At 74.1% G+C, this 14241-nt stretch carries 8 protein-coding genes and 1 pseudogene; 4 read left to right on the top strand and 5 right to left on the bottom strand.

From position 1 onward, the window contains the following. Position 1: 1 nt before the first annotated feature. The 5 genes and pseudogenes from ABZS51_RS03355 to ABZS51_RS03335 all read right to left on the bottom strand — a co-directional run. Positions 2-2011 carry a beta-galactosidase gene (locus ABZS51_RS03355; RefSeq protein ID WP_355435578.1) on the bottom strand — a complete coding sequence of 670 codons (2010 nt, stop codon included), beginning with the start codon at positions 2009-2011 and terminating at the stop codon, positions 2-4. A 125-nt stretch (positions 2012-2136) separates the two neighbouring features. Beyond that, positions 2137-3096 (bottom strand): PmoA family protein, encoded by a 960-nt coding sequence (locus ABZS51_RS03350; RefSeq protein ID WP_355435575.1) that lies wholly within the window; start codon positions 3094-3096, stop codon positions 2137-2139. Then, complete coding sequence (locus ABZS51_RS03345) at positions 3093-4214, bottom strand: Gfo/Idh/MocA family oxidoreductase (RefSeq protein WP_355435572.1); 1122 nt, start codon at positions 4212-4214, stop codon at positions 3093-3095. Before ABZS51_RS03345 ends, ABZS51_RS03350 begins: the two co-directional genes overlap by 4 nt. Then, positions 4211-5170 carry a glycoside hydrolase family 3 C-terminal domain-containing protein gene (locus ABZS51_RS03340; protein WP_355435858.1) on the bottom strand — a complete coding sequence of 320 codons (960 nt, stop codon included), beginning with the start codon at positions 5168-5170 and terminating at the stop codon, positions 4211-4213. The genes ABZS51_RS03345 and ABZS51_RS03340 overlap by 4 nt, the downstream gene beginning before the upstream one ends. 386 nt (positions 5171-5556) lie before the next feature. Beyond that, positions 5557-6495: pseudogene (locus ABZS51_RS03335) on the bottom strand (glycoside hydrolase family 3 N-terminal domain-containing protein); the annotation flags it as partial. Positions 6496-6824: 329 nt separating this feature from the next. On the opposite strand from ABZS51_RS03335, the gene ABZS51_RS03330 reads away from it, so the two are divergent. From ABZS51_RS03330 to ABZS51_RS03315, 4 genes are all read left to right on the top strand, one after another. After that, a complete protein-coding gene (locus ABZS51_RS03330) occupies positions 6825-7835 on the top strand; it encodes a LacI family DNA-binding transcriptional regulator (RefSeq protein WP_355435569.1) in 1011 nt (336 codons plus the stop codon). Continuing rightward, on the top strand, positions 7823-8566 hold the full coding sequence (locus ABZS51_RS03325) for a cupin domain-containing protein (RefSeq protein ID WP_355435567.1): 744 nt from the start codon (positions 7823-7825) through the stop codon (positions 8564-8566). Before ABZS51_RS03330 ends, ABZS51_RS03325 begins: the two co-directional genes overlap by 13 nt. Positions 8567-8632: 66 nt before the next feature. Further along, positions 8633-12655: a carboxypeptidase regulatory-like domain-containing protein gene (locus ABZS51_RS03320; RefSeq protein ID WP_355435564.1), complete on the top strand. Its 4023-nt coding sequence runs from the start codon at positions 8633-8635 to the stop codon at positions 12653-12655. A 22-nt stretch (positions 12656-12677) separates the two neighbouring features. Beyond that, the gene (locus tag ABZS51_RS03315) at positions 12678-13727 is read left to right on the top strand and encodes a LacI family DNA-binding transcriptional regulator (RefSeq protein WP_355435561.1); all 1050 of its coding nucleotides are present in this window, start codon (positions 12678-12680) and stop codon (positions 13725-13727) included. The last annotated feature ends 514 nt before the right edge of the window (positions 13728-14241 follow it).

Raw genomic sequence — 14241 nt, 5'->3', positions numbered from 1 at the left:
GCTAGCCCGCCAGGGGACGGCGGACCACGGCCGCGCCCAGCGGCGCCAGCTCGACCTCGCCGCCCACCGCCGCCCCCGTGAGCAGGTCCGTCCCGTCCACGGGCACGGTCGCGCCGCGCTCGGCGTCGTGGTTGAGGAGGAACACGTACTCGTGCTCCCCGTCCGCGCGCACCGCGCACTCCACGTACGCGGGGACGCCCTCGAAGCGGTTCGCCACGCCGGCCTGCCGCACCGCGTCGAGCACCACCGCGTCGAAGGCCGCCCGCTCCAGCAGTGTCGCGACGTACACCACCCGACCGGCGCCGTAGGCGTTGGCCACGACCGCGGCCCGCCCCTCCAGCAGCCCGTCGGTGTAGGTGGCCAGGGCGGTCCCCGCCTCCAGGTGGAGGTCCTCGCGCCACCACGTGGAGGTGGCGGTGCGGCCGCCGGCGAAGGCGACGCCGAAGACCTCGTGGGGGCGCGCCGGCCAGTACTCGTCGATCTTCGCGCCGATGAGGTCGCGGAAGGCGCCCGGGTAGCCGTCCGGCCGGACCCGGTTGCAGTCGTTCACGACCCCGGAGAAGAACGACATGACCACGGTCCCGCCGTCGCGCGCGAACTCCTTGATCCGCTCCACGCCCTCGTCCCCGACGAGGTACGCGTTCGGCACCACCAGCACCTTGTACGACCCCAGCTCGGAGCCGGGCGACACCACGTCCACCGGGTAGTGGTGCTCCCACAGCGGCGTGTAGTGCCGCATGACCGTGTCGGCGTAGGACAGGTCGTCGCGCGGCAGCCCCGCCGTCTCCTCCAGCCCCCACCAGCCGTCCCAGTCGAACAGCACCGCGACCTCGGAGCGGGACGTGGCGCCCGCGACGGGGGCGAGCAGCCCCACCTCGCGGCCGAGGTCCACGACCTCTCGGAACGTGCGCGACCCGGGGCCGGAGTGGGGCAGCATCGCCGAGTGGAAGCGCTCCTGGCCGCCGCGGCCGGCCCGCCACTGGAAGAACATCACCGAGTCGGCCGCCCGCGCGACCGCCTGGAGCGAGCCCAGCCGCATCCGCCCCGGCTCCTTGACGATGTTGAGCGGCCACTGGCTGACCGCGCTCGCGGCCTGCTCCAGGAGCAGCCACGGCTGCCCGCCCTTGAGCGAGCGGAACAGGTCGTACTGGAAGGCCGCCGACACGTGCGAGTCGGCGTCGGCCGGGTTCGGGTAGATGTCGAGCGCGACCGCGTCCTCCTCCGGAGCCCACCGCCAGTAGTCGGCGTGCTTGAAGAAGCGCATGAAGTTCGTCAGGACCGGGATGTCGTCGCGGAAGGAGCGGACGATGTCGCGCTCGGCGACGAAGCACTCCAGCAGCGCGTCCGAGGAGAAGCGCTTGAAGTCGAGGCGGCACGCCGGGTTCATCCTGGTTCGCGGGATGTTGGGCACCTGGATCTGCTCCCAGTCGGTGTAGACCTGGCTCCAGAAGCGGGTGGTCCACGCCTCGTTGAGCGTGTCGAGGTCGCCGTACCTGCGCAGCAGCCAGCGCCGGAAGTTGACCGAGGCGGCCTCGTTGTAGGCGGTCGGGCCGTACTCGTTGCTGATGTGCCACATCGCCAGCGCCGGGTGGAGGGAGTAGCGCTCGGCCAGCCGGGTGGTGATGTTCGCCGCGTACTCGCGGCAGATCGGCGAGGACGGGTCGTAGTGCAGCCGGTTGCCGAAGCCGAACGGCTGCCCGTCGGCCATGATCGGGAAGACCTCGGGGTGCAGGTGGGTGACCCAGACGGGCGGCGCGGCCGTGGGAGTGGCCAGGTTGACGCTGACGCTGTTGTCGTGCAGGAGGTCCATGACCTGGTCGAGCCAGCCCCATTCGTACGTCCCGGGCTCGGGCTCGATCGAGGCCCACGCGAACACGCCGAGGGAGACGATGTTGACGCCTGCCTCGCGCATGAGCCGGACGTCCTCGCGCCACACGGCGGGCTCCCACTGCTCGGGGTTGTAGTCGCCGCCGAAGGCGAGGCCGCCCATCCGGCTCCGGAAGGCGTCCATACGGGGGTTCATTGCTTGGGTGCTCCAGTGGTGATGCCGCTGCGCCAGTACTCCGGCGAGCCGGAGAACGGCCGGTCAGGAGAACGGCCGGTCAGGAGAGGGGACAGGTCACGAGAGGGGGCCGGTCAGGGGAGGGGAAGCGTGGCGGCGGCGCCGGCGGCGGCCTTGGCCAGGCGTTCGGCGCCGCCGGGGCCGGTGTCGCCGTCCGCGAAGGTGACCGTGTAGCGGAAGCTCAGGGACTGGCCGGGCTCGACCGGCCGGACGGTGTCGAAGAACGGGGCGGGGCAGACGCAGGCGAAGACGCCGGTGCGCACGAACCACCGCACCGGCTCCTCACCGGTCCCGGGCGTGTCGTCGGTGAAGACGAGCGTCGAGCTGCCGCCCGTCTCGTCGTGGTCGCCCGCGTAGGCGAGCCATCCACCGCGCTCGCCCATCATCTCGTCGCCGCCCGTGCGGCCGTCCATGTAGACGCGGCCGCCGCTGAACGAGCGCGGTCCCCGCCAGAACAGACCGCCGTAGCCCGCGTTGGGCCGCCCCTCGGTCGTGGGGCTGCCGATCGGCACGGTCGCGCCGGAGACGTTGGTGAACGCGGTGGCGTAGGCGAGCGTCCAGGTGCCCTGCGCCTCGTCCACGGTCGCGGCGAACGCGCGCCGCTCGGTGAACCACGTGTCGCCGGTGCTCGCCACCCAGTCCAGCGTCTCGCCGACGGCGACGCGGTCCTGGCCCGTCTCGACGGCCGTTTCGATCGAGGTGAAACCGGTGTGGACGGTGGAGCCGTTGTTGTCCTCCTGGGCGTAGCCGCGGTCGCGGTAGTAGGTGGGGCCGCCCCAGAAGTTCTGCGCGCCCACGTTCGGCAGCGACCAGGCGATGCCCTTGTGCCAGACGTGGTCCCACGGCCGGTAGAGCGACACGGTCCGGCCGGACAGCGTGCGCAGCGGGTGGAAGTACGGCCGGGGCGACTCCAGCCGGGCGTCCCACGGTCCGTAGACGTACCGGAACAGCTCGACGCCTCCCGCGGTCAGCCGCAGGGAGCGGTCGTGCTCGTCGGTGATCTGGAGCCGGTTCGCGGGCTCGGTGACGGTCAACGTCCTTGCCTTTCGTCGGGTCGGGTGAGCCAGGGGACTCGGCCGCCGCCCATCGAGGCGTGGAACGGCGAGTCCTCGGTGATCTGGCCGCGGGCGACCTCCTCGCCGGTGAAGGCGGAGGCGTAGATCGCGGCGATGAGCTCCAGGGTCTGCCGGGCGTCGGCGGCGGCGACCGGCGGCGCCGCGCCGGTGCGCAGCGCGTCGATCACGGCCTCGAACTGGGCGGAGTGCCCGGAGGGCCGGCCCTCCGGCAGCGCCTTCCAGCGGGCGGCCACCTCGGGGTCCGCGTCGGGGGCGGGGGTGAGGCGCCACGCGTCGTCGCCGTAGCCGTACAGGTGCTCCAGCTCGACCGTGGCCCGCTCGAAGTCGAAGCGCAGGTGGCTGGTCTCCCGCGCGGACAGCAGGCTGTTGACGGCCACCACGGTCGCGCCGCTCTCCAGCGTCACCGTCGCCACCGACAGGTCCTCGGTGTCCGTGGCGCGCGCCTTGCGCTCGGCGACGGCGCGGACCGAGGCCCAGGGGCCGGCCAGCGACAGCAGGAGGTCCATCTGGTGGATGCCGTGCCCGAGCGTCGGGCCGCCGCCCTCCGATTCCCAGGTGCCGCGCCACGGCACCTCGAAGTAGGAGTCCGGGCGGAACCAGAGCGTGTCGCACAGCGCCAGGCGCAGCGGGCCGTACTCGCCGCGGGCGATCGCCTCGCGCACGGCCACGGCCCGCCCGCCGAAGCGGTGCTGCGAGACGGTGGCGAAGAAGCCGGGGCTGCGGGCCTCGGCCGCCGTGATCTCGTCGAACTCGCGCAGCGACAGCGCCGGCGGCTTCTCCGACAGCACCGACCAGCCGCGCTCCAGGACGGCGATCGCCTGCTCGCGGTGCAGCGCGGGCGGGGAGCACAGGTGGACGACGTCGCACTCGGCGTCCTGCAGCAGGTCCTCCAGCCGCGTGTACGCGCGGGGGATGTCCCACGCGCGGGCGAACGCGGCGACGCGGTCGGCGTCCACGTCCACCGCCGCGACCAGCTCGGCGGCGCCGTCCATGCGGGCGAGGTTGTCGGCCTGGACGCCGGCGATGCCGCCGCTGCCGACGATGGCGATCCGGACCGGGCGGGAGTGCGGGGTCATGAATGCTCCTCTTCCTGGCCTTGCCGGGTGGGGACGGGCTCGACGTGCACGCTCACCTCGGTGAGCCGCCGCTCGGCGCCGGTGACCTCGTACACGGGGCCCGTGATCGTCACCGGCAGCTCCGCGACCACGTCGGCGGCCGAGCGGCGGACCGACAGCACCACCTCGCCGGGCTCGACGACCCGCCGCCCGTCCCGGCCGGTGAACGCGAGCAGCCGCGGCGGCACGTCGAAGGCCACCCGCGCGGCCTGGCCCGGCGCCAGCTCGACCCGGGCGAACCCGACGAGCTGGGCGAGCGGCCGGGTGACCGAGGCGATCGTGTCGGAGGCGTACACCTGCACGACCTCCGCGCCCGGCCGCTCGCCCGCGTTGCGGACGGTCACCGCGCAGCGGATGGACCCGCCGGCCGGCACCGTCTCGTCGGCGGACGGGTCCGCGTAGGCGAAGCGCGTGTAGCTCAGGCCGTGGCCGAAGGGCAGCGCGGGCGCGGGGTCGATGTTGCTGACCGAGCTTGCCGCGCCGAGCCGCGGGTGCAGGTAGCTGTACGGCTGGCCCGACGGCGAGCGCGGCATGCTCATCGGGAGCCGGCCGGAGGGGTTGACCGCGCCGCTGATCACGCGGGCGACGGCCCCCGCGCCCTCCTCGCCGGGGAAGAACGCCTGCACCACGGCGGCGGCCCGCTTCAGCACGTCCGGCACCGCGTACGCCCGGCCGGTCAGGAGCACCACCACCGTCGGCGTCCCGGTCGCGAGCACGGCCCGCGCCAGCTCCGCCTGGGCGCCCGGCAGGTCCAGCGACTCCACGTCGCAGCCCTCGCCGGAGGTGCCCCGGCCGAACAGCCCCGACCGGTCGCCCAGCACGAGGACCGCCACGTCGGAGGAGGCGGCCAGCCGGGCGGCGGCGGGGATGCCGGCGCGGTCGCCGTCGTCCACGCCCGTGCCCCGCTCGTGGGCCAGCTCGGCGTCCGGCAGCTCGGCGCGCAGCGCGGCGAGCAGCGTGGGCGCCTCGATGCCGGCCTCCGCCTCGGGGAGTGGGGCAGCACGTGGTTGACGAACGCGTAGCAGCCGAACAGCGCCGCGACGCTGTCCGCGTTCGGCCCGAGGACCGCCACCCGCCTGCCCGCGGCGTCGCCGAGCGGCAGCACGCCGTCGTTGGCGAGCAGCACGACCGACTCCTCGGCGAGCCGGCGCGCCACCTCCCGCGACTCGGGCGGGTCGAGGTCCACGGGGCCGGACGGGACGGGCTCGTAGTCCTCGTCCAGCAGCCCGAGCGCGGCCTTCTGGGTGAGCACGCGGCGCAGCGCCCGGTCCACCAGGTCCTCGGAGACCCGCCCGGACCGCACGGCCTCCTTCAGCGGCTCCAGGTAGGCCGCGCCGGTGGGCAGCTCCACGTCGACCCCGGCGGTGAGCGCCTGCCCGGCCGCGTCCCCGGCGTCCTCCGCCACGGCGTGCAGGGTGTGCAGGAACGCCACCCCGAAGTAGTCCGCGACGACCGTGCCCTCGAACCCCCACGCGCCGCGCAGCAGGTCCGTCAGGTAGGTGGGATCGGCGGCGACCGGCACTCCGTCGATCTCCGCGTACGAGTGCATGACCGAGCCGGCGCCCGCGTCACGCACCGCCACCTCGAACGGGAACAGCAGCGTGTCCGCCACCTCGCGCGGGCCCGCGTGGACCGGCGCGAGGTTGCGGCCGGCGCGCGAGTTGCTGTAGCCGACGAAGTGCTTGAGCGTCGCGATCACCCCGGCCGACTGGAGCCCCCGCACGTACGCCGCGCCGACGACCGCCACCTCGTACGGGTCCTCGGACACGCACTCCTCGACCCGCCCCCACCGCTGGTCGCGGATGACGTCGAGGACCGGGGCGAGGCCCTGGTGGACGCCCAGCGCCGCCATGCCCTCGCCGATCCGCCGGGCCATCCGCTCCACCAGGACGGGGTCGAACGACGCCCCCCACGCGGGCGGCGCCGGATAGGTGGTGGCCCGCCAGGCGGCCAGGCCGGTCAGGCACTCCTCGTGGGCCAGGGCGGGGATGCCCGGCCGGGTGTGGTCCATCAGCCAGCGCTGCCGCTCGGCCAGCAGCGTGCTCGCCCACTGCGGATCGACGGGCCGGGTGCCGTAGTGGCGGGTGACGTGCCCGAGGCCGTGGCGCGCGAACGTCTCGAACTCGACGTCCTCTCCCCGCATCGCGTCCTGGAGCGGGGCGACGGCCCCCTCCTCGCGGTCGACGTTCAGCCATACGCCGACGAGCTGCGCGAGCTTCTCGTCCAGCGACAGACCGGCCACCAGGTCGTCGACCCGCCGCGCCCGGCGGCTCTCCGGGCTGTGCGGCTCAGCTTTCACCGGCGTCCATCCTCATGTGGTCGGCATCTCCGATCAGGCGCGGAGAGAAAGGGGGAGATCGGAAATTTGCTGGTTAGTTTTCGGAAAAAATTACCGTGACATTGCCGTATCGTTACGCTAGGCTCCGGCCTGTAAGCATGTCAATAGCCCGATCTCTCGCAGTCCTGCCTGATCAGCCGCGATCAGCGGGGCGACCTCGCTCGACGGATTTTCCGGAAAGTTGCGTATCGACGGCGACCGCCGGAGAGCGCGCCACGGTCACAGGAGGTCCCGTGCCACGAGCCACGCTCGCCGACGTCGCCGCCGCCGCCGACGTCTCGGTGCCGACCGTCTCCAAGGTGCTCAGCGGCAAGAAGCACGTCTCGGCCGCCACGCGCGAGAAGGTCCTCGAAGCCGTACGGACCCTCGGGTACGAGGCGCTCCGCCCGGCCGGCGCGCCCCGCGTGGGCCTCGTGGACCTGCTCATCGACGGCCTCGGCTCGCCGTGGGCGCAGGTTCTGATCAGCGGCGCCGAGCGGGCCGCGGCGCGCTGGGGGTTCTCCCTGGTCATCACCTCCTCCGGCCGGCCCGACTTCGACCTGCGCCAGTGGCTCGGCGTACTGCGCAAACGCGGCACCGACGGGATCGTTCTCGTGCTGTGGCGGGCCGGCCAGGAGGAGGTCGCGGCCATCCAGGAGCTGCTGCACGTGCCCCTGGTGCTGCTCGACCCCGTCGGCCGGCGCGACCCCCGGCTCTCGACGGTCGGCGCCACCAACTGGTCCGGCGGCGTCATGGCGGCCACCCACCTGCTGGAGCTGGGGCACACCCGCATCGGCTTCATCGGCGGCCCGCGCGACACGCAGTGCACGCTCGACCGGCATGAGGGCTACCTGGCCGCGCACCGCACGTTCGGCATCGAGCCCGACCCCGCGCTGACCCGCTTCGGGGACTTCCTCATCGGCGGCGGCAAGGAACGCGGGGGCGAGCTGCTCGACCTGCCCGACCCGCCCACCGCCGTCTTCGCCGGCTCCGACCTGCAGGCCGCCGGCGTCTACCAGGCGGCGGCCGAGCGCGGCATCCGGGTGCCCGGCGACCTGTCGGTCGTGGGCTTCGACGACGCCCCGCTCTGCGAGACCATGTCGCCCGCGCTCACCACCGTCCGCCAGCCGCTCGGCGACATGGCCAACGAGGCCATCCGGCTCGTGGCGGACGAGCTGTCCCATCCCGGCGAGTCCACCGGCACCCGGATCGAGCTCGCCACCAGTCTGGTCGTCCGAGGGAGCACCACACGATGCGTGAGCTGAACCAGGGGAGCTTTCCCGGCGGCACGTCGGTCAGCCGGTTGTCGGTCTACTCCGGCGTGTGCGCGGCCGACGGCCTGGCGGGCGGCACGCCGCACCTGCACACCGCCTCCGCCGAGGCGTATGTGGTGATCGGCGGCAGCGGCGCGCTGCAGACGCTGGACGCGCGCGGGCTGCGCGAGACCGAGCTGCGGCCCGGCTCCACGGTCTGGTTCACCCCCGGCACCATCCACCGCGCCGTCAACCACGGCGGCCTGCGGGTGGTGGTGGTCATGCAGAACGCCGGACTGCCCGAGGCCGGCGACGCCGTCATGACCTTCCCCCCGGACGTCGTGGCCGACCCCGGCCGCTACCGCGAGGCCGCCGCCCTGCCCGCCGCGGCGTCCACCGAGGAGATCGAGCACGCCGTGGCCCGCCGCCGCGACCTGGCCGTGGACGGCTTCCTGCGCCTGGCCGCCGCCGCCCGCGACGGCGACCCCGAGCCGCTGCGCCGCCTCTACGCCGCCGCCGTCGCCCTGGTCCGGCCGAACGTGGCCCGCTGGCGTGAGCTGTGGGAGCGTGACGTCGCCGCCCAGACCCGCCACACCGCCGCCGTCCTCGACGCCCTGCAAGCCGGCGACGGCGCCCACCTGCTGGACGCGGCCCTCATGGAGAGCCCGCCCCAGGACCGCTGGGGCATGTGCGGCAACCTCGTCACCCACGACGTCACCCACCCCACCTCTCTCTCCGGTTGATCCGTCCACCGGCGCGCCCCTCCGCGAGGGGCGCGCCGGCCCACCCCCCTGCTGAGGAGCACGGCGATGTCACCCGATGCCGCCCCCGCCCGATCGAGAGCCCTCCGGATCCTGACGGCCGCCGCCCTGGCCGCGGCCCTGACCCTGCACGCCACCCCCGCCACCGCCGCGGCCACGGTGGAGAGCGCCGGGCAGGCCTACTACGTCGACTCCGCCGGCGGCGACGACGCCGCGTCCGGCCTGGACGAGGCGCACCCCTGGAAGAGCCTGGACAAGGTCAACGCCACCACGTTCCACCCCGGGGACCGCCTCCTGCTGCGCGCCGGCGGACGCTGGACCGGGCAGCTCTGGCCCAAGGGCTCCGGTGAGAGCGGCGCGCCCATCACCGTCGACCGGTACGGCGACGGCGCCAAGCCGCGCGTCGACGGCGCCGGCCAGGTGGACGACGCGGTCCGGCTGTTCAACCAGGAGCACTGGACGATCCGGAACCTGGAGGTCACCAACGAGGTCCCCGCCACCGGAACCCCGGGCGAGAACCTGCGGGACCTGCGCGGCGTCCACGTCTCCGGCGACGACAGCCGGACCCTCGACGGGTTCGTCATCGACGCCGTGGACGTCCACGACGTCACCGGCCAGGTGAACTGGATCAGCGGCAGCATCGAGAACAACGCGCCCGGCGTGCGGTTCAAGACCGGCTGGGACGGCTCGAAGAGGACCGGCGGCATCGTGTTCGACACGACGGTGCCCGACATCAAGGCCCCGCCGGAGCGGGCCACCGTGCTCAACGACGTGGTCGTCCAGAACTCCACCGTCCGCGACACGTCGTTCGCCGGCATCGTCGTCAAGCAGTACACCGGCGACGGCAAGGACGACGCGGGCGAGACCATCGCCACCGCCACCGGCTGGGGCACCCGCACCAGCGCGAACGACCCCAGGTTCACCCCGCACACGAAGATCGTCATCCGGAACAACCACGTCACGCAGGGCGGCACCGCCTACGGCTGCAACGGCATGTACATCACCAACGTCCGCGGCGCGCTCATCGAGCACAACGTCGTACACCGCGCCGGCACCTCCGGCATCGAGACGTACTACGCCGACGACGTGACGCTCCAGTTCAACGAGGTGTACGAGACCCAGCAGAAGGCCGGCGGCGCCGACTCCAACGGCATCGACCCGGACAAGGGCACCACCCGGCAGGTCGTCCAGTACAACTACCTGCACGGCAACGGCGACGGCATCCTGCTCTGCCAGTTCGCCTTCGGCGACGCGGTCGTGCGCTACAACGTGATCGCGGGCAACACCAGGTACCAGGTCTACCTGCACTCCGACCGCGCCGCCACCGCGAAGGTGCACAACAACACGATCTACAACGACCGCAGCGCGTACCTCGTCTACGGGTACGGCACCTCCCTGGAGGCGACGTACGACATCCGCGACAACATCCTCTACTCCACGAGGGCCGGCGCGGCGCTGACGACCAGCCCGACCATCACCTACAGCCACAACCTGTACGGCGGCGCCGACCTCGCGGTGCCCGCGACCGACGAGCACGCGATCGTCGGCGACCCGCGCTTCGCCGCCGTCCCGGTCACCGGCCCGTACGGCACGCCCGAGAGCGGCCCGCGCCTCGACACCGCCCACGGCCTGCGCGTCGTCTCCGGCTCGCCGGCCGTCGACACCGGCGTCGCGGCCGAGGACAACGGCGGCCGCGACTACGCCGGCGCCGCCCTCTACAACGGCGCCCCCGACCGCGGCGCGTTCGAGTACGCCACCGCGGACGGCGCCACGACCGAGTCCGTCACCGGTGTCGTCCGCACCCCGGCCGGCGCGCCCGTGTCCGGAGCGGCCGTGACCGTCCAGGGCGCGCCCGCCGGCGCGACGACCGGCGCCGACGGGCGGTACGCGGTCGGCAGGGTGCCCTTCGCCGACGGCGTCACGGTCACCGCCACCCGCAACGGCTACCGGCAGGCCACCCGCGCCGTGAACGTCCGGCCCGGCAACGTCACCGTCGCCGACCTCACCATGGCCCCGACCAGCGTGGTCGGCACCGTCACCGGCCGGGTGCTCGACCAGGCCGCCCAGCCACTGGCCGGCGCCACCGTCACCGTCAAGGACGGCGACCAGGCCCTCGGCACCGCCACGAGCGGCGACGACGGCGCCTTCACGGTCGAGGACGTGCCGGCGGGCGACGGGTACACCGTCCGCGCCGAGCTCGGCGGCCACACCGCCGCCACCCGGACGGGCGTGAAGGTCGACGCGGCGACGGCCACCGACGCCGGCGCGCTGCTCCTCACCCGCCCGATCCCCGGCTACCTGGCCGTGCACGACTTCGACGCCCTCCCCGCCGGGCCGCTGACCAGCGGCGACGGGCTCGTGGTGAGCAGCGCGGGCGGGCGCGTGGACGTCGTCGAGACGCCCGGCGCCACCGACAAGAGCGTCAAGCTCACCCGGACGACCAGCAGCGGCAGCACCAGCCTGTCCCGCTCGTTCTCGCCGCCGCTCAAGGGCGTCGTCACCGTGGAGGCGCGGGTCATGAGCGAGGCGGCGTACTCCTCCGGCAACCACTGGTTCTCCGTGCCGTACGTGCGCGGCTCGACCGGGCAGAACGCCGTCAGCCTCGCCTTCACCAAGAACACGATCGTCGCCTACCAGGGCACCACCACCCGCACCGTCGGCACGTACGAGCCCGGCCGCTGGTACCACGTCGCGGCCGTGATCGACACGGTCAACCAGCGCTTCGACCTGCTGATCGACGGCAGGCGGGTGCTGGAGGGAGCCACGTTCAGGACCGCCCTCGACGGCGTCGCCCAGATCGACTACTACGCCAACAGCACCAACTACGGCACCCTGAACCTCGACGACCTCCGCGTCGCCCAGGGCGTCGGCCCGGCCCGCGACGACGCCGGCCTGCTCAGCGTCGAGACCGGCCAGGGCACCCCCGGGCCCGGCGACGACGGCACGTACGTGCTGGACGTGCCGGCGCGCGTCGCCCAGGTGGACGTGACCGCCGTGGCGCGCAGCCCGTTCGCCCGCTCGGTCGCCATCGACGGCGAGCCGACCGCCGGGGCGCAGGCCACGCGCCGGATCACGCTCGGCGGCACCGGCGCCGACGTGCGCGTCACCGTCACCGCCGAGGACGGCACCGACGCGACGCGCATCCTGAGGATCAGGCGCGGGCCGCTCGCCCAGGACACCACCCTGACCGCCCTGGTCCCCGACGCCGGGACGCTCGACCCGGCCTTCGACCCCGACGTCCACGCGTACACGCTGACCGTGCCGTCCTCCCGCGCCTCGGTCGCGTTCACGCCCACCGCGCTCAACCCCAAGGCCGGCATCACGGTCGCTGACCGGCAGGTCACCAGCGGCGCCACGTCACCCGCCGTTCCCGTCGCCGTGGGCGACACCGACGTCGTCGTCAAGGTGGTGTCGGAGGACGGCACGGCCGACGGCACGTACACGGTCGAGGTCACTCGTCCGGCACCCGAGCTCCCGCAGGACGGCGCCACCGAGCCGCCCGCCCGCGCCGAGCTGTCGACCACCCTCGGCCAGGCGAACGGCCTGCGCGACGGCACCTACGACGTCACCGTGAACCTGTGGTGGGGCGTCAACGGCAGCGTCTTCGTCCTGTACGAGAACGGCAAGGAGATCGCCCGCCGCGACCTCACGCCGAAGACGCCCTCGGCCCAGCGGGCCACGGTGTCCGTCACCGGCCGCCCCAACGGCGGCTACGTCTACACCGGCGAGCTGCTGAACCAGGCCGGCCGCACCGCCACCACCTCCGTCAAGGCCGTGGTGACCGACGCCGCCCCCGGCGAGCCCGTGCTCAGCTCGGACAACTGGGACGGCGACGGCTCCTACACCGTCCGGACGAACCTGTGGTGGGGCACGAACGCCACCGCGTACCGGCTCTACGAGGACGGCGTCCTCGTCGACACGCAGCGCCTCGACGCGGCCACCCCCGCCGCCCAGAGCGCCGCGACCGTCCTCACCGGGCGGGCGGCCGGCACGCACACGTACGTGGCGGAGCTGGAGAACGCCGCCGGGGTCACCAGGAGCGGCCCGCTGACCGTCAGGGTGACCCGGTGACCCTGATGGCACAATGACCGCCATGACCGACGACGGGCAGGGGCGGGGCACGCCCGCCGCGGCGCCGACCCTGCACGACGTCGCCCGGGAGGCGGGCGTCTCGATCGCCACGGCGTCGCGCGCGCTCAACGGCAGCGCGCGCAACGTCCGCGCCGAGAACGTCTCCCGGGTGCGGGCCGCCGCGGCCAAGCTCAACTACGAGCCGCACCTGTCGGCGCAGGCCATCGCCCGGGGCTCGACCAGGACGGCCGCCCTGGTCGTCAGCGACATCGCCGACCCGTACTTCTCCTCGATCGCCGCCGGCGTCACGCTGGCGGCCGACGCCGCCGGGCTCATCGTCACGGTGGCCGTCGCCGACCGCTCGCCGGCGCGCGAGCTGGAGATCGTCAGGACGCTGCGCGGCCAGCGGCCCCGCGCCGTCATCGTCGCCGGCACCCGCATCGCCGGCGCCGCCACGCGCGAGGCGCTGATCGAGGAGCTGGAGGCGTACCGCACGGCCGGGGGACGGGTGGTGCTGGTCAGCCAGCACGACCTGCCCTTCCCGACCGTCACCGTCGACAACGCGGGCGGCGCCCACCGGCTCGCCCGCGCCCTCACCGGGGCCGGCTACCGGCGCTTCGCCGTCCTGCGCGCCCCCGACCGGGTCCGCACCTCCCACGACCGCTGCGCCGGGTTCGCGGCCGGCCTCGCCGAGGCGGGCGTCGCCCTGGACCAGGGTGACGTGTTCGAGACCGAGTTCACCCGCGCGGGCGGCTACGACGCGGCCCGCCGCCTCGCCCGGCGCGGCCTGCGCGGCGTCGAGCTGGTCTTCGCCGTCAACGACGTGATGGCCATCGGCGCCATGACGGCCCTGCGCGACGAGGGGCTCGTGCCCGGCCGGGACATCGCGATCGCCGGCTTCGACGACATCGCGCCGGCCCTCGACGTGGCGCCCGCCCTCACCTCGGTGTCGGTGCCGCTGGAGGAGGCCGGCCTGACCGCGATGCGCCTCGCCCTGTCCGGCGACCCGGGACCGGCCGTCACCATCGTCCCCGCCACGGTCGTCCTGCGCGACAGCACCCCGCCCCGGTAGGCGATCAAGATTGTCGTAAGCCGCCGCTAGTGTCCCGGATCCAGTGACGCCGTCCTGGAAGGGGCCCACACGGCCGCCTGGCACGACCTGCACAAGCTCATCATCGGCGGCGACGTCGCCGGCACGGTCGCCTACGTCGCCGGGCTCGGCGCCGCCGACCGCAGGACTGTTGCGGCCGAGCCGGCCGAGCACGTCCGCCGGCGCCCCAGATGGGAAGGGAGGTGGCGGCACGAGGTACGGCCCCTGATGCTGGCGGGCGCAGGCTGCCTCGGCGGCTCGGCGGCCGTGGCCTCGTGGCTGTTCCGGCGCGACTTCCGGTGGCGCAGGCAGGACCCCCGTGACGTGGAACGCCTCCTCGGCCTGCTGCGCGACCGGCCCGAGCCGTGGCGCGCCGACCTGGCCCGCCGCCTCGCCGCGCGGCTGCGCCTCCCCGACCTGCAGCACTGGGAGCTGACCGCCGCCCTCGTCCGCGAGACCGGCGTCGAGCCGCCGGACGGCGCGGCGTTCACGATCG

It is taken from the genome of Nonomuraea sp. NPDC005501 (assembly GCF_040605905.1).
Taxonomy (GTDB): Bacteria; Actinomycetota; Actinomycetes; order Streptosporangiales; family Streptosporangiaceae; genus Nonomuraea.
This window is presented reverse-complemented; position numbering and strand designations above follow the sequence as displayed.

Coding starts and splice junctions, on each gene's coding strand:
- ABZS51_RS03345 (WP_355435572.1), bottom strand. CDS start 4,214: ATGACCCCGCACTCCCGCCCGGTCCGGATCGCCATCGTCGGCAGCGGC.
- ABZS51_RS03320 (WP_355435564.1), top strand. CDS start 8,633: ATGTCACCCGATGCCGCCCCCGCCCGATCGAGAGCCCTCCGGATCCTG.
- ABZS51_RS03355 (WP_355435578.1), bottom strand. CDS start 2,011: ATGGACGCCTTCCGGAGCCGGATGGGCGGCCTCGCCTTCGGCGGCGAC.
- ABZS51_RS03315 (WP_355435561.1), top strand. CDS start 12,678: ATGACCGACGACGGGCAGGGGCGGGGCACGCCCGCCGCGGCGCCGACC.
- ABZS51_RS03325 (WP_355435567.1), top strand. CDS start 7,823: ATGCGTGAGCTGAACCAGGGGAGCTTTCCCGGCGGCACGTCGGTCAGC.